Raw genomic sequence first — 26,669 nt, 5'->3', positions numbered from 1 at the left:
TTGTCTTCGTCTTACGCTCCCGTCCATGAGCCAGGCCACCGACACCATCGCCGCGATCGCCAGCGCCCTTGGCGCCGCCGGCGTGGGCGTGCTGCGCGTGTCCGGCCCTGCCGCACCGGCGATTGCGCAGGCCCTGCTCGGCCGCGTGCCGCAGCCACGCCACGCCCACTTCGCCGCGTTCCGTGATGGTGCCGGCGCACTGATCGACCGCGGCCTGCTGCTGTACTTCCCCGCCCCCGCCTCCTACACCGGCGAACACGTGCTGGAACTGCAAGGTCACGGCAGTGCTGTGCTGCTCGATGCGCTGCTGCGTCGCGTGTGCGAACTCGGCGCGCGGTTGGCGCGCCCCGGCGAATTCACCGAACGCGCGTTCCTGAACGGCAAGCTCGACCTGGCCCAGGCCGAGGCCGTCGCCGACCTGATCGCCGCGCGTTCGCAGGCCGGCGCGCGCGCCGCGCTGCAGTCGATGGAAGGCGCGTTCTCGCGCAAGGTCGGCGCGCTGCTGCACGCGCTGATCGCGCTGCGCGTGCACATCGAGGCGGCGATCGACTTCCCCGAAGAGGAAATCGACTTCCTCGCCGACCCGGCGATCACCGCACAACTGGAAAGGTTGCGCACCGAACTGGCCGAACTGCTGCGCGAGGCGCAACGCGGCGTGCGCCTCAACGACGGCCTCAAGGTCGCCATCGTCGGTCGCCCCAACGCCGGCAAGTCCAGCCTGCTCAATGCGCTGGCCGGCAGCGACCGCGCCATCGTCACCCCGATCGCCGGCACCACCCGCGACGTGCTGCGCGAATCCCTGAGCCTCGACGGCATCGCGCTGGAACTGGCCGACACCGCCGGCCTGCGCGAGACGGAAGACGAAGTCGAACGCGAAGGCGTACGCCGCGCCCACGGCGAACTGCTGCGTGCCGACGTCGCCCTGCTGGTCACCGATGCCGACCACGCCGCCGCCGACCTCACCCTCTTCGCCGCGCTGCCGACCGGCGTCGAACGCCTCGTGCTGATCAACAAGATCGACCGCGACCAGCTCGCTCCGCACGCCGAAACACGCGACGATGCCGCCTGGCTGTGGGCCTCGGCGAAAACCGGCGAAGGCCTCGACGCCCTGCGCGAGCACCTCAAGCAGCTCGCCGGCGCCGGCAGCGGCGAAGGCGCCTTCAGCGCCCGCCGCCGCCACGTCGTGGCGCTGCAGCAAGTTGCCATCCACCTCGACCAGGCCGCCCACGCGCTGACCGTCACCCGCGCCGGCGAACTCGCCGCCGAAGAACTGCGCCAGGCCCAGCACGCCCTCGGCGAAATCACCGGCGACTACAGCAGCGACGACCTGCTCGGCGCGATTTTCTCGAGCTTCTGCATCGGGAAATAAGCCGGACGAGTCGCCCTTCAAAACCGCCGTGCCTCGGCTATGCTTCGCCTGACCCGCACAACGACCGAAGGGAACCGGCCCGCGCATGACGACTGCGTTGACGCTCGACCAGGTGCTGGCGCTGGCGCCGGACAGTGCTTCGGCGAAGGCCGCCGGCGGCTTGACCGGCGACGGCCAGTGGCCGAGCCTGGGCAGCGATGGCGAAGCCCTCTGGGGCGAGTGCAAGGGCAGTGGCGCCAAGCCGTACCAGACCCAGGTCGATCTCGCCGCGCTGGTCACGCGCTGCTCCTGCCCCAGCCGCAAGTTTCCCTGCAAGCATGCGCTGGCCTTGCTGCTGATGCATGCCCAGGGCCAGCCGCGGCTGGCGACGCCGAGCGCGCCGCCGGCCTGGGTCGGTGAATGGCTGGCTTCGCGTCGCGACAAGGCGACGAAGAAGGAACAGGCCGCCGAGCAGCCGCCCGCCGATCCGCAGAAGGCGGCCGCGACGGCGGCAAAGCGCGAGGCCGCGCGCTGGAAGCGCATCGAGGACGGCAGCGTCGAACTGCAGCGCTGGATGGCCGACCAGTTCCGCCACGGCCTGGCCCGCTTCGGCGAGGCGCAGCGCAAGGACGGCGCCGCGATGGCGGCGCGGATGGTCGACGCCCAGGCCGGCGGCCTGGCCCAGCGGCTGGGTGAGGCGCTGGACGCCCTCGCCGCCGGCCGCCACGAGGAAGCGGTCGAACGCTTTGGCCTGCTGCAGTTGCTGATCGACGGCATCGCCCGCCGCGGCACGCTGGCCCCGCCGCGACTGGCCGACCTGCGCAGCGCGCTGGGCTGGCCGCACGACAGGGACGAGGTGCTGGCCGGCGGCGAGGCGATCACCGATCACTGGCTGATGCTGGGCCAGCGGGTGCAAAGCGAGGACGAGCGGCTCAGCGAGCGGCGCATCTGGCTGCGTGGTCGCGACAGCGGCCGCCATGCCTTGTTGCTGGATTACGCCTATCAGGGCCGTGGCTGGGAAGGCACGTGGAGCAACGGCTGCAGCTATCCGGCCACGATGCATTTCTACCCGGGCAGCGTGCCGTTGCGGGCGATCGCGGGCGAGCAGGGCAACGGCGTGGCGCAAGCCTGGCCGACGGTTGACGTGGAGGTAGCGATCGATCAGGCCTCGCATGCGTTGGCCGGCAATCCGTGGCTGCCTGCCGTGCCGCTGCTGCTGGCCGAGGCCACGCCGTTGCGGCAGGACGAGCAGTGGTGGCTGCATACCGGAGCCGGCACGTTTCTGCTGCGCACCGACCTGGCCAACGGCTGGTCGCTGCTCGCGTTCAGCGGCGGCCATCCGCTGCAGTTGATGGGCGAGTGGGATGGTCGGCGTCTGCGCGTGCTCGCTGCCCACGCGTCGACGGGCGCGACGTGGGCGCTGGAGACGCGCGCATGAACGGCTGGTTGAAGGCCGCCCTGGTCGGCATCGAAGGCAGCGCGCCGCTGCCTGCCGACGGGGAGATCGGCGCGTTGATGGCGACGGTCGCCGCCCAAGGCGATGATCCGGCGCAGGGTTTCTGCCGCGTCGCCGGCGTACTGGCTGCCTGCCGCCTCGCGGCGCTGAGCCTGCCGCCGCCGGTGGTCCCGCCGACCGCGGCCGCCGCCGATGCACAGGCGCTGGCGGACGATCATCCCGTCTGCGCGGCGCTGGTTTCAGCCTTCGCCGAAGGCCCGTTGCGCCTGCAGTACGAGGCCTGCCTCCGGCTGGCGGCGGCCGATGCGCACTTACCCGCCGCGCTGCTGCCGGCCGCGCTGCAGGCTGGCCAGCGGCAGCAAGTCCTGCGTGCGGCGCTGCTGCCACAGCTCGGCGCGCGCGGACAGTGGCTGGCCGCGTGCAATCCGGATTGGCGCTATGCCGCGTCGTCGGCCGATACCGCACCGGCCGCGAACGACGAGGAACAGCAGTGGCAGCAAGGCAGCATCGAGCAGCGCTCGCAGTACTTCCGCGCCCTGCGCAGCCGTGATCCCGCGGCGGCGAACGCGCTGCTGCAGGCGCAACTCGGCGAACTGGCGGCGAAGGAGCGCGCGGCGCTGGTCGAGCTGCTGGCGATCGGCCTGCAGGCGGAGGATGCCGCCCTGCTCGAAAACCTGTTGAAGGATCGCAGCCGCGAGGTGCGTTATATCGCAGCCCGCCTGCTGGCCCTGTTGCCCGATGCTGCCCACGCACGACGCCTGTGCGATTGGATGGCTGAACTGGTGACATCCAGACGCGGCATGCTCGGGCGCAGCTGGCAGTGCGAAGCGCCCGCAGTAGCCGATCCGGCCTGGGCCGGCGCCGCGATCGACGCCGCGCGGCCACAACACGAGACGCTGGGCGAACGCGCCTGGTGGCTGTACCAGCTGGTGCGGCAGGTGCCGCTGGCGTGGTGGTGCGAGCACACCGGGATGCGCGCGGCGGAACTGCTGGCCTGGGCCGCCAAGTCGGACTGGGCCGAGGCGCTGCAGCGCGGCTGGCGCGAGCGCGTCGGCGCGTCGGACCCCGCATGGATCGAGGCAATGCTGGCGTCGAACGCGCCGATCTTCCGCCACGGCATGTCCGACCTGCTGGCGCTGCTGCCGATGGCGCAACGCGAGCGGCACTGGCCGCGGAACCTGGCCGAACTGCAGCAGGCCGGCCTGCTCGGCCAGATCATCGGCGCGTGCGCCCCGGGCGAAACGCTGTCCGCCGGTTATTCCGCCGCGCTGCTGCCGAGCCTGCAGACCTTGCTGGAAGGCGATGCGCTGCGCCAGGACTACACCTTGCGCGCCGTGCTGCTCGACCTGGCCACCCTGCTGCATCCCGACAGCCTGTCGGCGCTGCGCCTGCCGCCGCGTCGCGGCGACGAGACCCCGGCGCTGGCCGAATGCCTGACCGACTTCCAGCGCATCGTCGCGGTGCGCCGCGCGCTGCACGATTCCCTTGCCCGATCCACGCGTTCCACGGAGCTTCGATGAGCACAGCCGTCCTGCGTCAACATGCCGAGGTCCAATTCGCCGAGGAACTCGATCAGCTGAGGAAGGTCGACACGCGGCAGCGTCCCGGCAACTGGCTGATGTCGCCGTGGGCGGTGGTCACCTACCTGGTCGGCGGCCGGCTCGACAACGGCTTCGAGGTCAGCGCGAAGTACATCGGCAGCCGGCGCCTGATGGAGATCGCCGTGGCCACGCTGGCCACCGATCGCGCGCTGCTGCTGTTCGGCGTGCCCGGCACGGCCAAGTCGTGGGTGTCCGAACACCTCGCCGCCGCGATCAGCGGCGATTCCACCCTGCTGGTACAGGGCACCGCCGGCACCAGCGAGGAGCAGATCCGCTACGGCTGGAACTACGCACAACTGCTGGCGAATGGCCCCAGCGAAGCCGCACTGGTGCCCAGCCCGCTGATGCAGGCGATGAAGCTGGGCAAGATCGCGCGCATCGAGGAACTCACCCGCATCCCGGCCGACGTGCAGGACGCGCTGATCACCGTGCTGTCCGAGAAGACCTTGCCGATTCCCGAGCTGGCCTCGGAAGTACAGGCCACCCGCGGTTTCAGCGTGATCGCCACCGCGAACAACCGCGACAAGGGCGTCAACGAACTGTCCAGCGCGCTCAAGCGCCGCTTCAACACGGTGATCCTGCCGGTGCCGGCCAGCGAGGAGGAAGAGGTGTCGATCGTGGTCAAGCGCGTGGCCGAACTCGGCCAGGCGCTGCAGCTGCCGGCCGAACCGCCGGCGCTGAAGGAAGTGACGCGGATCGTGCGCATCTTCCGCGAGCTGCGCAACGGCCAGACCGAAGACGGCAAGGCCAAGCTGAAATCGCCCAGCGCCACGCTGTCCACCGCCGAGGCGATCTCGGTGATCAACAACGGCATGGCGCTGGCCGGTCACTTCGGCGACGGCGTGCTGCGTCCGGCCGACATGGCCGCCGGCATGATCGGCGCGGTGGTGAAGGACCCGGTGCAGGATCAGGTGGTGTGGACCGAATACCTGGAAACCGTGGTGAAGGAACGCAGCGAATGGAAGGACCTGTACCGCGCCTTCCGCGAGCAGGCGTGATACTGCGATGACCGACGCGGTCACCCTGTTCGGCATCCGCCACCACGGCCCGGGCTGCGCGCGCAGCCTGCGCCGTGCGCTGGAAACGCTGCAGCCGGACTGCGTGCTGATCGAGGGCCCGGCCGGCAGCGAGCCGTTGCTGGCGCACCTGGCCGACGCCGCGATGCAGCCGCCGGTGGCGCTGCTCTCGCACGCCGTCGACGATCCGCAGCTGGCGGTGTTCCACCCCTACGCCGAATTCTCGCCCGAGTGGCAGGCGCTGCAGTGGGCGATGCAGGCCGCGGTGCCGGTGCAGTTCATCGACGTGCCGGCCGGGATCAGCCTGGCCTGGCAGCAGCAGGCGCGCCGTGCGGAGGAAGTGGCCGCCGACGTCGACGAAGCGCCGTCCGATGAAGAAGCGGTCGTCGACGAAGCCACGGCCAGCCTGCCGCACGATCCGCTCGACTGGCTGGCCCACGCCGCCGGCTACGACGACGGCGAGAGCTGGTGGAACCACATGGTCGAGGAACGCGGCGACGGCGAAGGGCTGTTCGAGGCGATCGCCGCCGCGATGACCGAACTGCGCACGCACGCGCCGCAACGCCCGCGTGGCGACGAAGCGCAGGAAGCGATCCGCGAGGCGCATATGCGCAGCCTGCTGCGCGACGCGCGCAAGGCCGGCCACGCGCGCGTCGCGGTGGTCTGCGGCGCGTGGCATGTGCCGGCGCTTGCCGCCAGCGTCACCGCGGCGGCCGACAAGGCCGTGCTCAAGGGCGTCGACAAGCTCAAGGCGCAGACCACCTGGGTGCCGTGGACGTATCGCCACCTGGCGCGCCGCAGCGGCTACGCTGCCGGCATCGCCGCGCCGGGCTGGTACGACCACCTCTGGCGCCAGCCCGTCGATGGCAGCCGCACAATCGGCTGGTTCGCGCGGGTGGCGCGGCTGCTGCGCGAACACGAGCTGGATTGCTCCAGCGCCCATCTGATCGAGGCCAGCCGGCTGGCCGACACCCTGGCCGCGCTGCGCGAACGCCCCGCGCCCGGGCTGGACGAACTCAACCAAGCCACCCGCAGCGTGATCTGCATGGGCGACGACGCGCCGATGCGCCTGATCGCCGAACGGCTGATGCTCGGCGACGCGCTCGGCAGCGTGCCGCCCGCGGTGCCCACCGTGCCCTTGCAGCGCGACCTGGAAGCCCAGCAGAAACGCCTGCGCCTGAAGCCCGAGGCGCTGAGCCGCACGCTCGACCTGGACCTGCGCAACGACAACGACCGCCAACGCAGCCAGCTGCTGCACCGGCTGACCCTGCTCGGCATCGAGTGGGGCCGGCTCGGCGCGGTCGGCCGTTCCAGCCGCGGCACCTTCCACGAGGTGTGGCAGCTGGCGTGGGAACCGTCGTTCGCGGTCGAGCTGATCGTGGCCAGCCGCTACGGCCACACCCTGGCGCTGGCCGCCACGGCGCGCGCGCTGGAGCAGGCGCGCGCCGCGAACCGGCTGCACGAGCTGGCCTCTCTGATCGATCGCGTGCTGCTGGCGAACCTGCCTGACGCGGTCGAGCAGGTCGCCGCCGAACTGCAGGCGCGCGCCGCCACCGATGCCGATCCGCTGGCCCTGCTCGGTGCCCTGCCCGCGCTGGCCAACGTGTATCGCTACGGCAACGTGCGCCAGACCGACGTGGCCCAGGTCGCGCAGCTGTTCGACAGCATGCTGCTGCGCGCCAGCCTCGGCCTGCCGCTGGCGCTGGCGGATCTGGACGACGAACCGGCGGCACAGGCGCGCGAGCAGATCCTCGCCGCCGATCGCGCCGTCGAGCTGCGCCAGGGCGAATCGCAGCAGCAAGCCTGGCAGCACGCGCTGCACATCGTGGCCCACGCAGACAGCGGCACGCCGCTGCTGCGCGGCCTGTGCTGCCGCCTGCTGCTGGATGCCGCGGTGCTGCCGCTGGACGAAGTGCGCCGGCAGTTGTCGCAACAGCTGTCGCCCGGTGCCGAACCCTTGCCGGCGGCGCAGTGGCTGGACGGCTTCCTCAACCGCAACGCCACCGTGCTGCTGCACAGCGACGAGCTGTGGGCCCTGATCGACGAGTGGATCGCCGGCCTCGGCGAGGAGCATTTCGTGCGCGTGTTGCCGCTGGTGCGGCGCAGCTTCGCCGCGTTTGCGGCCGCCGACCGGCGCGACCTGGGCCTGCGCGTACAGCGGCCGGCCGGCGTCTCGCGTGCCGCCGTCACCGAACTGGCGTGGGACGAAAACCGCGCGCGGCGCGCCCTGCCGATGCTGCGCGAACTGCTGGGAGTGGCCGATGGCTGAGCACGACGACACCTTGCCTTCCACCAGCCGCGCCGAGCGCTGGCGGCTGGTGCTGGGCAGCGACGCCGCCGATAGCTGCGGCACGCTCGACGGTGCGCTGGGCCAGATGGATGCGGCGCTGGCCGCGCTGTACGAACCCGACGGCAAGCACGGCCTGCAGCGGCGCGGCGGTCGCGGCGGCTCCGCGCCGAACGTGGCGCGCTGGCTCGGCGACATCCGCAAATACTTTCCCGCCTCGGTGGTGCAGGTGATGCAGCGCGATGCGCTGGAGCGACTGGACATGCGCCAGATGCTGCTGGAAAAGGAGATGCTCGAAAGCATCCAGCCCGACGTGCACATGGTGGCCAACCTGATCTCGCTGTCGCAGGTGATCCCGGCCGGCACCAGGGAAACCGCGCGACTGGTGGTGCGCCAGGTGGTCGACGCGCTGCTGCGCAAGCTGGAGGAGCCGATGCGCTCGGCGGTCAGCGGCGCGCTCGACCGCGCCCGCCGCAACCGCCGTCCTCGGCACGCCGAGATCGACTGGCACCGCACCATCCGCGCCAACCTGCGGCACTGGCAGCCCAGCCATCGCACGATCATCCCGCAGACCCTGGTCGGCTTCGGCCGCAAGGCGCGCAAGCCGCAGCGCGAGGTGATCCTGTGCATCGACCAGAGCGGCTCGATGGCCGCCTCGGTGGTCTACTCAAGCATCTTCGGCGCGGTGCTCGCCTCGCTGCCGGCGGTGTCGACGCGGTTGGTGGTGTTCGACACCAGCGTGGTCGACATGAGCGAGCAACTCGACGATCCGGTCGACCTGCTGTTCGGCGTGCAGCTCGGCGGCGGCACCGACATCCATCGCGCGGTGAGCTACAGCCAGTCGCTGATCCGCGAACCGCACAACGCGATCTTGGTGCTGATCTCCGACCTCTACGAAGGCGGCGTGGAAGAACGCCTGCTGGCCCGCGCCCGCGAACTGGTCGACGCCGGCGTGCAGTTCATCACCCTGCTCGCGCTGAGCGACGAAGGCCGCCCATCCTACGACAAGGCCCTCGCCGCCAAGCTCGCCGCGCTCGGCGTGCCCTCCTTCGCCTGCACCCCCGATGCCTTCCCCGGCCTGATGGCCGCCGCGATCCGCCGCGACGACATCGGCCAGTGGGCCGCGACCCAGGGACTGGCGTCCACGCGCGGGCAGGAGTAGCCGGAGCGTGGCCGTGCCATGGTCGACCGCGCCGCCCGCGAATCCATAGCAAGGGAAGTAGCGAAAAGCGTGGCCCTGCATTGCAGGTAGTCGACTTTCACTTTTGTCGTAGAGTGCCGCTGCTTGTTCGAAGCACACGTGAACCGCAGTACCCCGGCCGCTCGCACCGGTCGGGGGTGCGGGCAGGTCGTCGAACCGCACTACCGGCGAGCTCGATGGAAAATCGGACCTGATTGGCGACTTCGCTCAGCCGGTCTTCCACCGTTCCCCCTGAGCGTAGGCCGTAGGACCGAAGTCGAAGGGCAGGTGCGGCACGCGCTTCGACTTCGCTTGCCATCGCAAGCTACGCTCAGCGCGAACGGAATTCACAGCCGAGCGAAGTCGCTAATCAGAAAATCCGACGGAAGGAACACGGACCATCCCATGGCTCTGAAGAAATCCCATCCCCACTTCTCCCTCTGGCAAAACCGCGATGAACTGCGTGGCGACATGGATGTCTGGGTCACCGTACTCGAAGCCTGCCCCACGAAGGCTGGTCGACTCCAACAAGGCATGATGCAGGAACTGCTTACGAGAAGAATTCGCTTCGTGCGCTGCGCCGAGTCAAGCCAATGAGCACGGAGCGCTATCCGGAAGACCTCGTGGTAACACCGAAGAATTTCAACGAAAGCGGTTGGCGAGAGGTACTGGCCGAAAGCGCACCAGAGAACTACAGCGCCATGTGGCGTGCTTTCTCCGCAGCAGCGCAGAAGGTAATGGAAGCGAAGCAACGGGAACGAGGAAAGGTGTTTTGGCTGCTCGCCGATGCCTGCTCGATGATGCTTCGCCCCAAAAGTATCAACGAACCCTATCAGCCCATCATGGTGATCGATGGAAAGCGCAGCGCGATCCCGGAGGATTTTTCCGCAGCGGATATGGTCTTTTTCACGCAGATCGTCGATGACATCGATGACGTGCGATTGAAGGCGCGTGTCGCCGATGTGATCTGGCTTCTGGGAAGGCCTCGTGACGTACAGTTTGCTCTCAAGGCCATCGATGCCTACCGCATGATTCCGCTGGACATCGAGACTTGGGTACGGGATGGGCGTGAATGCTGGGAGCGAGCCATTGGCTTGGCTCGTATGTTGAAAGGCGCGGCCAGCGAGCGGTTGCAGGAGATGGAGACGGCCATTTTGGCGGCCTTTGAGGCTGCATCGTGCGCCGATGGTTTCCTCATTCTTTGGCTGGCCGAGCTACTCGCATCCAGCCGCCTTGGACGTGATCAGCGCCCTGCCATCGCGCAGAAACTCGCGAGCTCGGCGCGTGTATTCGACGGCCAAGGCGACCTTCATCGTGCCGGCGAGTTTTGGCGAGTCGCGATCGACTGGTTCAAGGCAGTGGATGACCATGCGAAGGCTGCGGAAATGACGGTTTGCTTGGCGGAAAACTGCGTCAAGGAGGCTGACACAAGGGTTGCGGCCGACAGTCCGAGTCACATGGCGGCGGCTCATTTTTACGAAGACGCTATCCAGGCTTATCGCACGATCCCCAGATCCCAGCGCGCTGCCTGGCGCGTGGACGAGCGGATTGGCGAGCTGCGTGTACTGCTCCAAGCATCGGGAGAAAAGTCTCTCGACGAAATGGGCATCATCCATTCCCCCGAGGTGGACATCACCCAATTGGTGGAGCATGCGCGAGATGCGGTCAGGGGCAAGACGCCCATCGACGCTTTGAGGGCACTGGTCAACCTGCATCCCGGCGCAAATGCAAAGCGAGCCCGCGATGAGGCTATCGCGACATTGCGCAAGCATCCGTTGCAGGCGTCCTTTCCCGCAACGACCATGAGCCGGGACGGTCGTGTCATTGCCAAGCGGCCGGGTATGAGTTTGGCAGGTGAGCCAACGGCAGATGACGAGATCGTCATCCGTACGCAGATGATCAATGATCTCCAGCTCTTGGTCGGTCTCGCTGTTCAGGGCGAGATTGTCCCGGCACTTCAAGTCATTCTGATGGAGCACCGTTTGCGCGAGGCCGATTTCGTGGCACTGGCCCATCGTTCCTCCGTTGTCCCTCCGGGGCGCGCGGGACTGTTTGGCAAAGCGCTCTTTGCCGGTTACGACCGGGATCTTGTCACGGCGATTCACCTGCTCGTTCCGCAGATCGAGCACATGGTGCGCTTCCACCTCAAGCAGGCCGGAGTCAAAACCACGACGCTCGATGGCGATGGCATCGAGACCGAATGCGGTTTGAGCACATTGATGAGCATGCCAGGAGCAGAAAAGGTCTTCGGCGAAAACCTGACTTTCGAGTTCAGCGCCTTGCTCTGTGACGCTCATGGACCGAATCTGCGCAACGAACTCGCTCATGGTTTGATGGATGAAGACGCTTGTCAGTCCGTCTACGCGATCTATGTCTGGTGGCTTGCCTTAAAGTTGACGTTCAATGCGTACTGGCTGGCGAGCCGGAAGCACGCGACTGATGAAACGGATGGCGAGAAGGAATGACGCGTCGGGATAGAACACGTCTGGGATAGTGGATCCGGATGAACTACCCAGGAAGCTGCCCAGGAACCGGTTCGACGCGGCAGTGAGCAGGTTGGAATCGATCGTCATCCACGAGGTCGCCATGAACAACCGTTACCAGGTGGGCGGGACACAAGCTGCCATTCAGCCCGGTTCACATGGCCAGGTCTTGCTCAACAAACTGGGCGTGACCACGGCGGAGGACATGGCCGAACTTGAGCTGGTACTGCTGCAAAAGCTCTACGAAGCCGTGCTGGCCGAGCTGTCGCCCGATGCGGCGTTCACGCTGGCGCATTTGAAAACATGGCATCGGCGCTGGTTGGGCAATGTCTACGAATGGGCTGGCGAGGAGCGGTCGGTCAACGTGAGCAAGGACGGTTTTCATTTCGCCGTCGCGGCGCAGATACCGCGGTTGCTTGCGCTGTTCGAACGCGATTACCTGGCGCGCTTTACGCCCTGCCACCGGCTGGAACACGATGACTTGATCGAAGCCATCGCGGTCACGCACGTGGAATTCATCCTGATTCATCCTTTCCGCGAGGGCAACGGCCGCCTGTCGCGTTTGCTCGCCGATGCGATGGCCACGCAAGCCGGACATGGACCACTGGACTACAGCGCGTGGGATGCCGACAGGGAGGGTTACTTCACGGCGGTCCAGGCTGGCGTTGCGGGCGACTACGCGCCCATGCAACGTTACGTTGGATCGGCGTTCTGACTCCGCGGTCGGGTGTCAGCGAGCCAGCGTGACGTGGCTGAATTTACTGTTGCCGGCGCGCAGCTTGCGCTCGATCCGGGCAATGCTTTGCCCGGTTTCTATGGCCGTGGAACTGGCTACGGCGCGGATGATCGCCTGCTTGTTCAGCGCAGCGCCCGGACGGGCGGGTGGGGCTGGAGTGGTGGTCTTGGCCGGTTTCATGAACCTCATTCTACCGTAGCGGCATAGGCAAAACGCGCTGATTGGACCGGTCCGCTCGGGCAGGTTCAGATGGTCATGACACGCCATGGCCGGCAGTGCTTCGACGCCGCTCGCTACGCCCGATGCGGATGGTTGAGGGATCCTGCGGTTCCTGCTGATCCCATCCATACGGTGAGCCGAATGATTCGCGCAATCGGCTCACCCGTCGGAAGATCACGCCCGGACAGTCGGCGCCGGCGCTGACAACAACCCCGTGACCTCGGCGATCCGCTGCTCGAGAGTGCCCCGCAAGAGGGTGTACGCGGTGCCGCTTGCCTCCAGTTCGTGCAGATATGCAGCATGCTGTTGCCGCCGAAACGCGTCGCCCCGCCGCGTGCCGTCCTGCACGAAGGGGAAGTCGGGGGCGCACAGGAAGACGTGGTCGTAGCCGTGGGCGGCGAGGCGTTCGAGTTCGGGGTCGGCGCGGCCGAACAGGTCGCGGCTGTACAGCAAGGTGGTGAGCGGGCTGGTGTCGCAGAACAGCCAGCGGTGGGCGTGGATGGCGCGTTCGCGTTCGTGTGCGAGCTGGGTTTGAGCGATGTGCAGCAGGTCGTCGTAGACGAGTGCGCCACCCTGCTCCACCCAGCGCTGGCGGCCGTATTCGGGAACCCAGGCGGTGCCGAGGCGTTCGGCGAGGGCTTGCGCCAGCGCGGTCTTGCCGCTGGACTCGCCGCCGAGCAGGCAGGCCCGTTGCACGAAGTCGCCGTAGACGGTGGGCGACAGGTGTTCGCGGTGCGCGTGCGGATCGCGGCGGAGCACGCTGCCGGAGATCGGGATGGCGTGGCGTTCGCGATCCACGCAGACGTGTCGGACCTCGGCGTGCTGCGGATCGCGTCGCTGGCGGAAATACGCGGTCAACGCGGCGGCGAAGCCGTCGCCGTAATCCTCGCTGGTGAACACGGCATCGACGCTGCAGTCGAACACGCGATCGCACAGCCAGCCGACGAAGTCGCGGTGCGTGGCGTCCGCGTCGTCGTTGTGCGGCAGCGTGGCGGGGCCGGGCCCGTGGTGCGCGGCGGCGAGTGCGGCGAAGCGTTCGACGTCGAGCACCAGCCGTCGCGTTTGCGGGAAGCGATCGGCCAGCCAGCGCTCGCGCGCGTCGGCGTCGCAGCGCTCGAACGCGGGTCGGGTGTAGCTGATCAGCAGCACCTCGTCGCATTGCGCCAGCGCGGCGTCGATCACCAGTTCGTGGCCGCGATGCAGCGGGCAGAACTTGCCGACCACCAGGCCGCGACGATGCCGCTCGCTCATGCCGCGGCCGCCGGTTCGGCCCCGCGCAGGTGCAGCCAGTGCCGCCACGACACCACGGCGTTGATCCAGTACACCGCATACAGCACCGAGGTGAGGTACAGGCCGCGGCTGGCGTACAGCGGCACGGCGATGGAGTTGACCAACAGCCAGAATGGCCAGCTCTGCACATGGCGGCGCATCATCAACAGCTGCGCCACGATGCTGAAGGCCAGCACGGTGGAGTCCAGGAACGGTGCATAGGCGTCGGTGAAGCGATGCAGCAGCAGGCCGTAGCCGAGTGCACCCAGCGTGCCCGCCAGCAATTGCCACAGCAGTTTGTGTACAGGCAGGTCGGTGACCGGCAGCACTTCGCCGTGGCGTCCGTGCAGCCACTGCCACCAGCCCACCACGCTGGTGACCACGAAGAACGCCTGCAGGACCGTATCGGCGTATAGACGGCTATTCAGAAAGACAAAGGCAAACAGGCTGCAGCCGACGATGCCGGTCCACCAGGTGTGCACGCTGTTGCGTCCGGCCAGCAGGATCGAGGCGCCGGTGATCAGGTTGGCGGCGATTTCCAGCAGGTTCATCGGGCGTCGTCCAGATCGGAGCTGTACTGCATGATCTTGTCGTCTTCCTCGATGGCGTGGAGGCTCAGCGGCAGTTCGCCGAGCAGGGCGCGCAGCGCCAGCCGGGCGTCGTCGTCGCAGCTTGATTGCGCAGGCAGCCGCAAGGCCAGTGCGCCGTCCGCTTGCTGGTGCAGGCCGTAATGGGCCAGCGGCAGATGGCCAAGCGCGTGGCTGACGTCGATATTGTTGAGCCAGCGGCCGTCGGCGTGGCGGAAGCGCACCGGTGCGCGACCGGCCAGTTCGCGCAGCACCGGGTCGGCGGCGGTGTGCGCGAGTGCGGCGTGATCGCCGGTGCGATAGCGTAGCAGCGGCAGGCAGAAGTTGAAGCCGCCGCTGACGGTGATCTCGCCGCGCTGGCCTTCGGCTACCGGTCGCCCGGCGGGATCGAGAATCTCCACGTACAGCCGATCCTGCAGCAGCACGTGGCCGCCGGCCGCGGCATCGAACACGGCGATCGGGCCGACCTCGTTCATCGAATAGATGTCCAGCACCGGGCAGGCGAAGCGCTGTTCCAGTTCGGCGCGCAGGCCGGTGGTCAGCGTCATCGAGACGTTCAGCAAGGCGCGTGGTCGCATCCGTGTCGGCAGGCGCAGCAGCTCGGCGAACGAGATCGGATCGCCGGCCACGATCTCCGGCGCCATCGCATCGAGATAGCGCGCGCGGTCGGCGGGATCGCGCCAGTCGTCCGGGTGCAGGTTGATCTTGGCCAGGCCCGATTCGTCCATCGTCGGCGTGATCGAGACATAGGTGAAGCACTTGCGCTGGTGGCCGAGCAGGATCACCCCGACCTGGTCGCGACCATGCCGCGGCTCGATGCCGAAGCGGCGCAGCGCGCGTTTGTGGAACGCCAGGTAGCGCCCGGCCACCTGCGGATGCGAGGGGATCAGCAGCGGATGGCCGGTGGTGCCGGTGGTGCGGAAATTGATCAGCCGCTCCAGCGGCAGCGGATCGGGCACGAAGCGGGTGATGTCGGCTGACAGCTCGGCGCGCGAGATCGTCGGCAGTTGCCGGAAGTCGCGCGGCGGCAGGCCCAGCGCGCGGTAGTACGGCACCTCGTCGAACACGTGCTGCACGAAGGAGTCGAGCCATGCCGGCGCTCCCGTCGCTGGCCAGCCGGGCGTGGCCGCCAGCGTGTGCTGTTCGAATTCTCGCAGCGCCGCCACGTCGTCATGGGTCAGGCGGTTGCCGCTGTGGTTGCGGAAGATTGGCGCACTCGGGTGCTCGCGCAGCCGTTGCAGCATGCGCCGGCCGGCGTCGGTGAGCGTGGGATAGCGGTCGTGGTCGCTCGCTTCGGTCACTCGCGCGTCCACTTGTCGGCGGACTCCTCGGCGGCTTTCTTCGCCAGCGCTTCGCGGATCGCGCGGGCACGTTCCTCGGCGGCGCGGCTCGCGGCGAGCAGGCGTTGCCGCTCGGTGCCGCTGATGCGCGACAGCCGGTCGCTGGCCTGGGCTGCGGTCTCGCCGGCCGGGCGATAGCCGAGGTGGGCCAGCAGTACGCGGGCGAGTTCTTCACGGCGATCCGGATCCTGCACGAAGCGCGGCGCGGGCGTGGTGGCGGCCAGTTCGGCGAGGTCGCCGTCCAGCCGTGCCAGCAAGGCTTCGCCGCTGCAGCCGGCGCCGAGGAACCAGCCGTCGGCGAGCAGCCAGCAGCCGACCTGCACCAGGGCGAGGCGGTTGCGGTCGGCCCGGGCGTCGTTCGAGGCGAAGCGCTGCAGCACGTCGCGCCCGGCCCGGGCGCCGTGCATGCGCAGCAGGTCGTGCACCAGTGCTGGCACGGCCACGCTGCCGCGTTCGCCGATGCGCGGTTCATCGAGGAAATCCGGCGGCGTTTCCGCCAGCCGGCGGGTCAGGGTTTCCAGCAGCGGGCCTTCACGTTGCACGCTTATACCTCGAACTTGGCGAATACATGATTGGCGCGGCAGTCGGCGCAGGCCGCTACCGCGTGTTGCCTGCGTGCGGCGCGCCAGTGCGGCGACAGCGCCTGCAGGTCGTCGATCGTGCGCAGCTCGTCCACGTGCCGGCCGTAGTCGTCGACGCTGAAACTGCACGGGGCGATGCGGCCGCGCTCGTCGATGAAAAGGAAATCCTCGCCCGGCGCGCAGTCGCCGATCGCCACGGCGCGATCGTGCACGTTGGCCTCGATGCGCTGCAGATAGTGCGCGCTGCCTGCCAGTCGCGTGCCGTGGCGCAAAAGGCGTTGACGCAAGCTTGGCAACTGTTCGCGCAAGCCAGCCACATCCTGCGGGCGCAGCCGGTGTGCGGGGAAGAACTCGGGGCGGTCGCGCCCGCCCAGCGGATTGAAGCTGATCTCGTCCACGCCCCAGCCCGCCAGCGTCTCGCACAGCTCGGCGAACGACGCCACGTTCTGTCGCATCAGCACGGTGTTCACGCGCAGCTTCAGCGGTGCGCCACAGTCGTCGCGTTCGGTGACCAGGATGAGGATGTTTTCGCGCAGGCGCTGCCAGCCGCCGGGCCAGCCGCGCATTGTGTCGTGGAAATTGGCCGGGCCGTCGATGCTGACCGTGATCTCGGCGAAGTGTTGCAGCAGCTGCCGGCGTACCGTGGCCTGCTGCAGCGTGCTGCCGTTGGTGGTGGCGCTGATCGCCAGTCCGGCCTCCTCGTGCAGCATCCGCGACACGCGCCACAGCGGCGGCCACAGCAGCGGCTCGCCGCCGAGCCAGCTCCACAGCACGCGCTGGCCAGTGGTGTGTTGGTACTCACCGAACAAGCGGCCGAGGCGCTCGACCGTGGCGGCATCGATCGCGTGGCGCGGGCCGGGGCGGCGACGGTCGTAGGCGCAGAAGCCGCAGCCGAGGTTGCAACGCTCGCTGACCCGCCACAGCACGATCATCGCGGCGCCTCCCCGGCATAGTGCTTGCGGGCAAAGGCGCGGGCGAACGTGACCAGTTGCTCCATCGCGGTCACCGCGTGGATGTCCCAGCCCTGTTCGTCGCGGGCGCGAATCAGGTCGGCGGCCCAGTGGCCGTACTTCGCGTCGGTCCAGTGCGGTGGCAGGTTCAGCGCCATGGTGCCGCCGGCGCCGCCGCGGGCGAGCGCGTCGGCGGCGACCTGCCAGCCGCTGTTGCCGCGCTCGTCCTCATCGAACATCGTGGTGATGCCGTCGTCGGAGATCTGCAGGATGTGCACCGGCCGCGCGTGCTTGCCGCGGCTGGCGTAGGTGTCGCGCAGGCGATGGATCGGGAAGCAGGTGGCGCCGCCGTAGAAGCCGGTGAGCACCCGCAGGATCGCGTCCTCATCGCGGACGAAGCCGTCGGTGGCGGTGACCTCGTGCTTGCCGCTCCACAGCGTGGCCTGCACGCGCGAGCCGGCGCGCAACGCGGACAGCGCGATGATGCTGCCGGCCAGGGTAAGGAACGAGGTGCGCTGCTGCGGGTTGGGCATCGAGCCGGAACTGTCCACGTAGATGTCCAGGTCCACCGGCACGCGCTCGCGCGCGCGCGCCGGTGCGTTGCCGTAGACGCGGCGCACGGTGGTGAGGCCGGGGATCACCCGCGGCGACTGCAGGGTGCTTTGCAGCCAGTCGATCTCGTCCAGCGGATCGCCGATCCGCCACGGCTCCAGCCCCTCCAACTGCGGTTCGGGCGAGGCGGGCGACAGCCGCACCGGGAACGGCACCAGGTCGGCCAGCGCGCGCTCGCGGTAGTAGCGCACCGCGATCTCGTGATCGGTCAGGGTGATGCCGGCGGCGCGCAGCAGTTCGCCGTATTCGAACGGCTCGCGCGCCTGGCTTTTCGACTGCTGCGTGTTCGGCAACGGTGCCGCGGGCGGTGCGGCGTCGCCGGTGATGCCGGAGTCGCGGCCGGGGTGGATCGCGCCGTCGATTTCGTCCGCCTCCACATCGAGCACGCCGCTGGGATCGCAGTCGGCGGCGGCCTGGGCGGTGTCGTGCAGGAGGCCGATCGCGCCGTGGCGCCGCTCGCTTTCAACCAGGTACGGCAGCAGCAAGGTGGCGAAGCGGCCGGCACCGTCCAGCCAGTCGCCGGCGTAGACGCGCACCAGTCGGGCACCCAGCCAGGCATCGCCGCCGGTGGCGTCGTCACCGGCGCCGCCAAGGCTGCCGCGATCGAGCTGCCACAGGTCTTCGTAGATGCCCATGTACAGCGCCCACAGCGGATCATGCGCGGGCGTGCCGGCGGCCAGCTTGCGGTAGATGTCGGCCATGCGCAGGCCGGCCTGGCGCTGCAGACGGTCGTTGATGAACAGATCGGTGTAGAGATTGGCAACCATCGGCGCGTGCCGCTCCAGCGTGGGCAGCGCGCGGCGGATGCGCGCTAGCAGACGGAACTGGTCGGTGGCCGTGGCCGGCGCCAGTACATGATGGCCGATCTCGTGGGCGAGAATCTCCAGCGCGTAGTCATCCAGTGCCAGCGCGCGTACCTGCTGCAGGTCCACCACTACGCGCTGGTCGGCCAGCCGGATCATCGCGAAGCTGCCGCTCAGGCCTTCGCCGGCGGCGTCGACGCGGCTCTCGCACAAGCGCGGGTCGCGCAGGCGGGTGTACTTGCTCCAGGTGGCCAGCGCGACGGGCCAGCTGGCGCGCCAGCGTTCGAGCAGGTCGGTGGCGGCCGCCAGCGTGTTCACGCGTCCCTCGCCGGGTTTAGGGCGGGCACTGCCCGCCGGCTTGTCCGCGCGGCGCGGCGAAGAGCGGCGGGCAGGGCCAGCCCTACGCCGGCAGCGTGCGTGGCTTCCGGTTTCATGTGCGCGGGAACAGCGCGATGGCGTGGGTGTAGGGCGAGCTCAGCGCCAGCGTGTGCGCGTCGGCCACCGCGAGCAGGGAGTCGCCTGGCCAGCCCAGCGCGGCGACGTGTTGTGGCGGCGCGGTCACCTGGTGGGTCGATGCCGCATCGAATTCCGCTGCGCTGGCCGGCAGCAGCACGGCGCCGTGGCGGTCGGCGAGCAGCAGCCGGTGGCGATCCGCGCTGCGTACCATGAAGCCTTCGTCGGCGGCGCGCAGTTCCGGCGGTTGCGCGAAGTGGCCGCCGAAGCCGCTGAAGGCGCCGATCTGCACGCCGCTTGCCGGCACCTGCTGCGCGCCGTGCCAGGGATCGGCCAGCAGCGCGTCGCGCAGCGCGGGCCAGTCGCTGGCCGGGTCGGCGTCCAGCGCGGCCAGCGCCAAGGCGGGCGGCAGGATATTCGCGGCGGCCAGCGCACCGCGTCGGTAGTGCGCCATGCCGGCACGCCAGGCCAGCAGCTGGCCGAGCGCGCGCAGTTGCGCCAGCTCGGCCACCTCGCCGGCCAGCGCGGTCATCCATTGCAGCCAGTCGGCCACACGCACCTGCGGCCACTGTCCCAGCTGGATGACCGCATTGCCCAGCGCGCCGAGCACCGCCTGCGGTTGCGCGGCGAGCAGGCCGGCGTGGCGCGGCGCCAGTTCCAGCCACACCTGATCGACCCACGGCTGGCGCGCGCCGGGGCCGGCCAGGCCTTGCGCCACCAGATCGAGCGCCATGTCGTAGCCGGCGATCGCCACCGCATGGACGCGTTCGGGCGCGATCGCATCGACGGCCTGCACCACGCGATCGAGCGCGCTGCCGACGAAGCCGGCGAAGGCCGCGTCGTCGAAACCGGGGTGGCGGTGGCGAACTTCAGCCGCGCGCGCATTGAAGCGGCTGCGGCCGGCCGCGAGTGCACGGGCCAGCGGTGCGCTGACGGCCATCAGGAAGCCCGCAGCCAGTTCAGGTAGTTGGTGTAGCGCTGGTGCAGGTACTTCAGTTTCAGCAGGTCGTCGTACAACGGGCCGTAGAGCTTGCGGCCGGCGGCGCGCTGTTCCACCAGGTGCTCGATCTTCGACAGCCGCGCCCGCGTCTCGCGCTCGCCCAGTCCATCCAGGCCCTTGGCAAATTCGGCGGACAGCTCGCCGACCGGGTCGTTGCGATCCAGGTCCAGCCGGTCGTATTCGGCGTTGGAGAGGTCGAACAGGTGGCGCAGCCAGCTCAGCCGGTCGCTGCGGAAGGCGGCGTGTTCGGGCAGCGCGAAGAACGGCGCGTCGAGGTCGGGCTGCAGCTTGTCGTGCAGCACGAACGGCAGCACCTGGCGCAGGTCCTCCAGCTCGATCGCCGGGTTGCCGCGGAACCACGCCATCGCCTTGGCGTACACCAGCAAGGTCATCAGGTTGCGCACCGACAGGCCGTTGCGGGTCTGGCAACCGAGGTCCTTGAGCCGGTCGCGGCCGTTGTCGGCGGCGGTGAGCTGGTGCCATTCCGCGCCGGACAGCCGCGCGGTGTCCTTGGTCATGTACTCGAACTGGCTGCCGGCGGTTTCCATCAGCTCGAACTGGCTGCTGAAGAACTCCAGTCGTCGGCGCAGTTCCTCCGGCACCGTCACCGCCAGCACCTGCTTGCCGGCCGCGTCGATGTCGGCGGCGCTGAAGACGATCTCCGGCGGCACCATCTCCTCCGGCCGCACGCCGGATTCGATGCGCAGCAACAGCTCGTCGAGGAAGCGCGGGTTGAACGACAGCGCCTGCACGATCACGTCGATGCGATCGCGCAGCGCCTCGATCACCTGGTAGGTGCCGCCGCCCTGGTCGTCGTTGGCGGTGAGGTACCAGGCCGATTCCGGGCACTCGTAGACGTGGTTGAGCATCTCCGCGTAGTTGTCGCCCATCACCGTGAGCAGGGCGCTCTGGGTGCGGGTGGGGATGCGGTTGTATTCGTCGATGATCTTCACCCGCATGCCCAGCCAGCTGCGCCAGGCGATGCGGATGTCCTCCATGCTTTGCGCGCCAGCCAGGTCGGCCGGCAGCGGATTGCCGAGCAGGTCGGCGAGGGTCATTTGCGGGTGGCCGTGCTGCATGGCGCGGCGCACTTCCTTCACCGAATAGCCGGCCAGCACGCCCATCAGGATCGCGCTGGCGGTCTTGCCGCGGCCGGGCCCGCCCACGAACAGGCATTTGCGGCGGGTGGCGAAGGTCAGCAACGGCAGCAGGATGAAGCTGGAGTAGCTTTGCGCCGAGGGTAGGTTCAGCGTGCGCTTGCTGTCGCCGATGGTGAACGCCGCGGCGGCGCCGTCGTTGTACTCGATGTCGTAGTGCGGACTGATCACCGCGTTGTTGACGATCCAGAAGTAGGCCTGGCGCAGCTTTTCGTCGAGCGGGAGCGCCGTGGCGGCGGTCTCCTCGCCAGCATCCAGCGGTCCCTCGTACAGGCTGGCGACATCGAACTCGCGTGTCGCGGCCGGCACGGCACGCGGATTGGTGGGCGCCTTGGAGACGCGCTGGAAGAGCTTGAAGCCGGACATGCGGACCCCTGTGTCATGCCACGGCGGCAACGTTGCCGTCCATGGCCTCGGCGCGAATTCTGGCGCATGCGGCGGGTTCTGGCCAACGACGCAGGGCGCGGAAGCGCGTCGGTGTCGCAGCGCGCCGACGGGTCGGCGCGTGGTTCAGCCCGGCAGTGTGTCCAGCTCCTGCAGCCGCGGCATGCCGCCCTGCGCGCCCAGCTTGGTCACCGACAGCGCGGCGGCGGCGCAGGCCTTGCGCACGGCTTCGGGTAGGCCTTCTTTCAGGAATACCGCCAGCGCACCGTTGAAGGTGTCGCCGGCGCCGGTGCTGTCGATCACGTCGACCTTGAAGCCGGGCTGGTGTATGGGTTCGGGGTGGATGTCGTCGCGATACCACGCGCCATCACCGCCACGGGTGAGCACCACGGGGCACGGGGCGCGGCGCATCAGTTCGCGGAAATCCGTCGCTGCGTCGGCGTCCAGCGCGGTGGCCAGCTCGTGCTGGTTGGGAGTGAGGTAGCTCGCCAGCCGGAGCCACTCGATGGGCAGCGCTTGCGCGGGTGCGGGATTCAGGATCACCGGCACGTTTTCGCGGCGGCCCAGGCGCAGCGTGGCCTCCACCGCATCCAGCGGAATCTCCAGCTGCACCAGCACGGCGTCGGCGCGGGCGATGGTGGCGTGGGCGGCCTCGACCTGGGCCGGGCTGACGCGGGCGTTGGCGGCGGGCACCACGAGGATCTGGTTCTCGCCATCGGCCACCGTGATCGAGGCGGTGCCGCTGCCCTCGTCGGCCAGCCGGGCGACGTGATCGAGATGGATGCCTTCCCGTGCCAGCCCGGCGTGCAACTGGTCGCCGAAGGCATCACGACCCAGCGCGCCGACCAGCGCGACCTCGGCGCCCAGCCGCGCGGCGGCCACCGCCTGATTGGCGCCCTTGCCGCCGTGGGCAGTGAAGAAGCGCGTGCCGAGCAGGGTCTCGCCCGGGCCGGGGAAGCGCGGCGCCAGCGTGACCAGATCCAGGTTGATGCTGCCGACGACGACGATGCGGCTCATGGGTGCTTCCCGGCGGGTGGGCTTTCAGGACGAGTCCGAAAGCTTACCCGCTGGCGTGGCGCATTGAGCGCGAAGCCAACCCCATAGGAGCCCGCTGGCGGGCGATGCTCCTGCTCTGATGCATCAAAGCCAAGACATCGCCCGCCAGCGGGCTCCTACGGGGTTTTTCTGGAGATCAGGGCGAGGGCGCGCGGCCGATGCCGGTGTCGCCGCCGGGCAGCAGCGCCGGCGCAGGACCGGCCACGGCGAGCAGGGACTGGGCGTAGCCGTCGCCGACGCACAAAGTGGAGACTTCGTCCCAAGCGAAGAACGAGGGTTCGCGCATCCACTCCGCGTCGGGGCTCAGCTCCTGCAGGAAGAAGCCGTCGTCTTCGATGCGTTCGAGGCGGCCGATGTAGCACACTTCGCCGGCCTCCTCACTGTCCACGTAGACGCCGATCACCGTGGCCATGGCACCGGCGGCCGCCACCGCCTCGCGGATGGAGTCGAGCGGAAAGCTGCTCGGCAGGTCGGGGGCGATGCCCTTGAGCGCCAGCGCCTTGGCCATGAAGACGTGGTGGGCTTCGGGGGCTTCGAGCTCCGTGATGTCGCTGTGCCGCATCACGTAGATGCCGTCGTCAGTGAGGCCGTCGCCGACGACCCACAGCAGGATGAACTCGCGGCCCACGCCACCCACGTAACCGCAGAAGCTGCCGTGTTCCAGCGCGCCACGCCACAGGCGCACCATGGTGTGGTTCTGCTGGGCTTCGCGCAGCTCGGCGCGCAGGCCGCGGGTCTTGAATTCGATGATCTTTGCCATAGCGGTGCCAGTTTAGCAGAGTGGCGCACTTAGCTGGTTCGGAGCGTGTTGTGACACGTTGTCAGCCATTGCATGCAACATCACGGTAATTTCAGCAATTTCGTTGAAAATTTCACTGATTCGCCGCTGTTGCGCTCGACTGGCCCTCCCTGGCCGGAGCGGGCGGCGTTCAGAGTATGTAGCGGCTCAGATCCTCGTTGCCGGCCAGGGCGCCAAGGTTTTTGCCGACGACTTCAGCGTCGATGCGAAAGGTTTCGCCGGATTTGTCGGCAGCTTCGAAGGAGATTTTCTCCAGCAGGCGCTCCATCACGGTGTGCAGGCGGCGGGCGCCGATGTTCTCGGTGCGCTCGTTTACCTGGAACGCGACCTCGGCCAGCCGGTCGATGCCCGACTCGGTGAATTCCAGCGTGACGCCCTCGGTGGAGAGCAGGGCCATGTACTGCTTGGTCAGCGCGTTGTGCGGCTCGCGCAGGATGCGCTTGAAGTCGTCCACGCTGAGTGCGGACAGCTCCACCCGGATCGGCAACCGGCCCTGCAGCTCGGGGATCAGGTCCGACGGCTTGGCCAGCGAGAACGCGCCGGAGGCGATGAACAGCATGTGGTCGGTCTTCAGCGGGCCGTACTTGGTGGAGACGGTGGAGCCTTCCACCAGCGGCAGGAGATCCCGCTGCACGCCCTCGCGCGACACGCCGGAGTGGCCGTAGTCGCTGCGCTGCGCCACCTTGTCGATCTCGTCGATGAACACGATGCCGTTCTGCTCGGCGGCTTCCACCGCCTGCGCGCGGATTTCCTCGTCGTTGAGCAGCTTGCCGGCCTCCTCGTCGATCAGCAGCGGCCGCGCCAGTTTGATCGCCAGTTTGCGGCTCTGCGTCTTGGCGCCGCCGATGTTCTGGAACATCTGGCGCAACTGCGCGCCCATCTCCTCCATGCCCGGCGGCGACATGATCTCCACGCCCACGTTCATGGCGAAGTCCAGCTCGATCTCGCGCTCGTCCAGCACGCCCTCGCGCAGTTGCTTGCGCAGCTTCTGGCGGGTGTCGCTGTCGATCGCCGGTGCGGCCGGCGCGTCGTGGCTCCAGTCGGTCGGCGGCGATTGCCGGCGCGGCAGCAGCGCGTCGAGGATGCGATCCTCGGCACGGTCTTCCGCCTGGGTGCGCACGCGCTTCGCCGCCTGTTCGCGGGTCAACTTGTAGGCGATCTCGGCGAGGTCGCGGATGATGGATTCCACGTCCTTGCCCACGTAGCCGACCTCGGTGAACTTGGTCGCCTCGACCTTCACGAATGGCGCGTTCGCCAGCGAGGCGAGGCGGCGGGCGATCTCGGTCTTGCCCACGCCGGTGGGGCCGATCATCAGGATGTTCTTCGGCGTGATCTCGTTGCGCATCTCAGGCTGAAGCTGCATGCGCCGCCAACGGCTGCGCAACGCCACCGCCACGGCGCGCTTGGCGTCGTGCTGGCCGATGATGTAGCGGTCGAGTTCGTTGACGATTTCGCGGGGAGTGAGTTCGGACATGGCGGCGCCGGAATATGTGGAAAAGCTACAAGGCTCTTGGTGAGAAGTGCGGTCACGGATGGCCGCCCGTTTGATCCTCGCGATCAGGGACGATCGCAAAAACCGTGGTGAGAAGTGCGGTCACGGATGGCCGCCCGTTTGATCCTCGCGATCAGGGACGATCGCAAAAGCCATGGTGAGAAGCGCGGTCATGGATGGCCGCCTGTTTGACCTTCGCGATCAGGATCGATCGCAAAAACCACGCCGCGTGAATCACAACTCTTCGATCGACACGTTGTGGTTGGTATAGATGCAGATGTCGCCGGCGATCTTCAGCGCGCGCTCGACGATGGCGCGGGCATCCAGTTCGGTGTTTTCCATCAGCGCCAGCGCGGCGGATTGCGCGTAGGGCCCGCCGGAGCCGATGGCGATCAGGCCGTGTTCGGGTTCCAGTACGTCGCCGTTGCCGGAGATCAGCAGTGAAGCCTCCCTGTCGGCCACCGCCAGCATCGCCTCGAGGCGGCCGAGGCGGCGGTCGGTGCGCCACTCCTTGGCCATTTCCACCGCGGCGCGGACGAGGTTGTTGCCGTGCTTGTCCAGCTTCTGCTCGAACAGCTCGAACAGGGTGAAGGCGTCGGCGGTGGCGCCGGCAAAGCCGGCCAGCACGTTCTGGTCTTTGCCCAGTCGGCGGATCTTGCGTGCGTTGGCCTTGGCCACGATGTTGCCCAACGTGACCTGGCCGTCGCCGCCGATCACGACGCGGCCGTTGCGCCGCACGCTGACGATGGTGGTGGCGTGGAAGGATTCCATGGGAGCTCCGGAGGATGAACCCACCACGTGGGGGCAGCGGTGGCAGGTTCAATACGCGGCTGGGGCCAGGCCGCCCGCCGCACCCCGGCCCGCGCAGCGGCCGCCGCCGCAGACGGGCGGTTTTTCAGCGGCGCTCAGGCTTGCCGCCGCATCAGCTCCACCAGCCAGTCCACGAACACGCGCAGGCGCGCCGGTAGTTGCCGCTGCGGCGCGTACAGCACGTGTACCGGCAGCGCGGGCGGTGGGAGTCCGGGCAGCACTTCGCGCAACTTGCCGGTGGCGAGCGGCCCGGCGATGCGGTAACGCGGGAATTGCGCGATGCCCAGCCCCGCCTCGCAGCAGGCGACATAGCTGTCCGCGCTGTTGACGGTGACGCGCGCGGGCAGGCTCACGGCGCGGTGCCGGCGGTTCACCACGAATTCCAGCGAAGGCTCCGGGCGGCGCGTGGTGGGCGAGGTCCAGTTCACCGCCAGGTGGCCTTGCTGCAAATCCGCCAGTGTGGCGGGCTGGCCGTGGCGGCGCAGGTAATCGGCGCTGGCCACGGTGACCTGCGCCAGCGTGGCCACGCGCCGCCCCACCAGACCCGAGTCCGGCAGCTCGCCCACGCGCAGTACGCAGTCCACGCCTTCGCGCAGCAGATCCACGAAGCGGTCGCTGCTGCCGATGTCCAGCTCGATCTGCGGGTAGCGCGCGCAGAACGCCGGCAGCGCGGGTATCACCATTTGCCGCGCCAGCGTGGCCGGCAGGTCGATGCGCAGGCGGCCCTGCGGCTTGAGCGCGGCCTCGCGGAAATCAGCTTCCACCTCGTCGAGGTCGGCCAACAGGCGCACGCAATGCGTGTAGTAGGCCTGGCCGTCGCGGGTGACGCGCTGGCTGCGCGTGGTTCGCTGCAGCAGTTGCGCGCCCAGCCGTGCCTCCAGCGCCTTGATGGCATGCGTAACGGTGGCGCGCGGCAGGCCGAGGTCGTTGGCGGCGGCGGTGAAGCTGCCCAGTTCGACGATCCGCGCGTACAGCCGCATGGTGTCCAGTCGATCCATGGATTGTTGTTGCCGATGGAATGGTGATGGTGATTATTGGGTATTTATCCCA

Annotated in this window: 23 protein-coding genes; 9 read left to right on the top strand and 14 right to left on the bottom strand. The window is 68.6% G+C overall.

Going from position 1 to position 26,669, the window contains the following annotated elements; genetic code table 11:
• Positions 1–25: 25 nt before the first annotated feature.
• From mnmE to AC3WQA_RS10290, 9 genes are all read left to right on the top strand, one after another.
• Complete coding sequence (mnmE, locus tag AC3WQA_RS10330) at positions 26–1,369, top strand: tRNA uridine-5-carboxymethylaminomethyl(34) synthesis GTPase MnmE (protein ID WP_492674966.1); 1,344 nt, start codon at positions 26–28, stop codon at positions 1,367–1,369.
• An 85-nt stretch (positions 1,370–1,454) separates the two neighbouring features.
• Positions 1,455–2,786 (top strand): SWIM zinc finger family protein, encoded by a 1,332-nt coding sequence (locus AC3WQA_RS10325; RefSeq protein ID WP_492674965.1) that lies wholly within the window; start codon positions 1,455–1,457, stop codon positions 2,784–2,786.
• On the top strand, positions 2,783–4,324 hold the full coding sequence (locus AC3WQA_RS10320; RefSeq protein WP_492674964.1) for a DUF5691 domain-containing protein: 1,542 nt from the start codon (positions 2,783–2,785) through the stop codon (positions 4,322–4,324). The genes AC3WQA_RS10325 and AC3WQA_RS10320 overlap by 4 nt, the downstream gene beginning before the upstream one ends.
• The gene (locus AC3WQA_RS10315; protein WP_007809840.1) at positions 4,321–5,403 is read left to right on the top strand and encodes an ATP-binding protein; all 1,083 of its coding nucleotides are present in this window, start codon (positions 4,321–4,323) and stop codon (positions 5,401–5,403) included. Before AC3WQA_RS10320 ends, AC3WQA_RS10315 begins: the two co-directional genes overlap by 4 nt.
• A gap of 7 nt (positions 5,404–5,410) precedes the next feature.
• A complete protein-coding gene (locus AC3WQA_RS10310) occupies positions 5,411–7,690 on the top strand; it encodes a DUF5682 family protein (RefSeq protein WP_492674963.1) in 2,280 nt (759 codons plus the stop codon).
• The gene (locus tag AC3WQA_RS10305; RefSeq protein WP_492674962.1) at positions 7,683–8,870 is read left to right on the top strand and encodes a VWA domain-containing protein; all 1,188 of its coding nucleotides are present in this window, start codon (positions 7,683–7,685) and stop codon (positions 8,868–8,870) included. The genes AC3WQA_RS10310 and AC3WQA_RS10305 overlap by 8 nt, the downstream gene beginning before the upstream one ends.
• A gap of 423 nt (positions 8,871–9,293) precedes the next feature.
• A complete protein-coding gene (locus tag AC3WQA_RS10300; protein WP_492674961.1) occupies positions 9,294–9,485 on the top strand; it encodes a hypothetical protein in 192 nt (63 codons plus the stop codon).
• Positions 9,482–11,353 (top strand): DUF4209 domain-containing protein, encoded by a 1,872-nt coding sequence (locus tag AC3WQA_RS10295; protein WP_492674960.1) that lies wholly within the window; start codon positions 9,482–9,484, stop codon positions 11,351–11,353. Before AC3WQA_RS10300 ends, AC3WQA_RS10295 begins: the two co-directional genes overlap by 4 nt.
• A 121-nt stretch (positions 11,354–11,474) precedes the next feature.
• Complete coding sequence (locus tag AC3WQA_RS10290) at positions 11,475–12,086, top strand: Fic/DOC family protein (RefSeq protein WP_492674959.1); 612 nt, start codon at positions 11,475–11,477, stop codon at positions 12,084–12,086.
• Between the two features lie 15 nt (positions 12,087–12,101).
• Here AC3WQA_RS10290 and AC3WQA_RS10285 read toward each other — a convergent pair whose 3' ends face one another.
• The 14 genes from AC3WQA_RS10285 to AC3WQA_RS10220 all read right to left on the bottom strand — a co-directional run bounded on the left by AC3WQA_RS10285 (position 12,102) and on the right by AC3WQA_RS10220 (position 26,617).
• The gene (locus tag AC3WQA_RS10285) at positions 12,102–12,287 is read right to left on the bottom strand and encodes a hypothetical protein (protein WP_492674958.1); all 186 of its coding nucleotides are present in this window, start codon (positions 12,285–12,287) and stop codon (positions 12,102–12,104) included.
• 213 nt (positions 12,288–12,500) lie between these two features.
• Positions 12,501–13,577 carry an AAA family ATPase gene (locus AC3WQA_RS10280; RefSeq protein ID WP_492674957.1) on the bottom strand — a complete coding sequence of 359 codons (1,077 nt, stop codon included), beginning with the start codon at positions 13,575–13,577 and terminating at the stop codon, positions 12,501–12,503.
• A complete protein-coding gene (gene pnuC, locus AC3WQA_RS10275) occupies positions 13,574–14,146 on the bottom strand; it encodes a nicotinamide riboside transporter PnuC (RefSeq protein WP_492674956.1) in 573 nt (190 codons plus the stop codon). The genes AC3WQA_RS10280 and pnuC overlap by 4 nt, the downstream gene beginning before the upstream one ends.
• A complete protein-coding gene (locus tag AC3WQA_RS10270) occupies positions 14,143–15,483 on the bottom strand; it encodes a phenylacetate--CoA ligase family protein (protein ID WP_492674955.1) in 1,341 nt (446 codons plus the stop codon). Before AC3WQA_RS10270 ends, pnuC begins: the two co-directional genes overlap by 4 nt.
• Entirely contained in the window at positions 15,480–16,064 is a 585-nt protein-coding gene (locus tag AC3WQA_RS10265) for a hypothetical protein (protein WP_492674954.1), read from the bottom strand. The genes AC3WQA_RS10270 and AC3WQA_RS10265 overlap by 4 nt, the downstream gene beginning before the upstream one ends.
• Positions 16,065–16,066: 2 nt before the next feature.
• Positions 16,067–17,035, bottom strand: coding sequence for a radical SAM protein (locus AC3WQA_RS10260; protein WP_492674953.1), 969 nt, complete (start codon positions 17,033–17,035; stop codon positions 16,067–16,069).
• A complete protein-coding gene (locus AC3WQA_RS10255; RefSeq protein WP_492674952.1) occupies positions 17,032–18,786 on the bottom strand; it encodes a vWA domain-containing protein in 1,755 nt (584 codons plus the stop codon). The genes AC3WQA_RS10260 and AC3WQA_RS10255 overlap by 4 nt, the downstream gene beginning before the upstream one ends.
• A gap of 112 nt (positions 18,787–18,898) precedes the next feature.
• Positions 18,899–19,861 carry a hypothetical protein gene (locus AC3WQA_RS10250; RefSeq protein WP_492674951.1) on the bottom strand — a complete coding sequence of 321 codons (963 nt, stop codon included), beginning with the start codon at positions 19,859–19,861 and terminating at the stop codon, positions 18,899–18,901.
• Positions 19,861–21,444: an AAA family ATPase gene (locus tag AC3WQA_RS10245; RefSeq protein WP_492674950.1), complete on the bottom strand. Its 1,584-nt coding sequence runs from the start codon at positions 21,442–21,444 to the stop codon at positions 19,861–19,863. The genes AC3WQA_RS10250 and AC3WQA_RS10245 overlap by 1 nt, the downstream gene beginning before the upstream one ends.
• Positions 21,445–21,588: 144 nt before the next feature.
• On the bottom strand, positions 21,589–22,479 hold the full coding sequence (gene rbsK / locus AC3WQA_RS10240) for a ribokinase (protein ID WP_492674949.1): 891 nt from the start codon (positions 22,477–22,479) through the stop codon (positions 21,589–21,591).
• 175 nt (positions 22,480–22,654) lie between these two features.
• On the bottom strand, positions 22,655–23,278 hold the full coding sequence (locus tag AC3WQA_RS10235) for a hypothetical protein (protein ID WP_492674948.1): 624 nt from the start codon (positions 23,276–23,278) through the stop codon (positions 22,655–22,657).
• A 169-nt stretch (positions 23,279–23,447) separates the two neighbouring features.
• A complete protein-coding gene (gene hslU, locus AC3WQA_RS10230; protein WP_492674947.1) occupies positions 23,448–24,791 on the bottom strand; it encodes an ATP-dependent protease ATPase subunit HslU in 1,344 nt (447 codons plus the stop codon).
• Positions 24,792–25,043: 252 nt separating this feature from the next.
• Positions 25,044–25,580, bottom strand: a complete 537-nt coding sequence (hslV, locus tag AC3WQA_RS10225) for an ATP-dependent protease subunit HslV (protein WP_492674946.1) — start codon at positions 25,578–25,580, stop codon at positions 25,044–25,046.
• A gap of 134 nt (positions 25,581–25,714) precedes the next feature.
• Complete coding sequence (locus AC3WQA_RS10220; protein WP_492674945.1) at positions 25,715–26,617, bottom strand: LysR family transcriptional regulator; 903 nt, start codon at positions 26,615–26,617, stop codon at positions 25,715–25,717.
• Positions 26,618–26,669: the final 52 nt, after the last annotated feature.

Source organism: Rhodanobacter sp. FW106-PBR-R2A-2-24, assembly GCF_058789615.1.
This window is presented reverse-complemented; position numbering and strand designations above follow the sequence as displayed.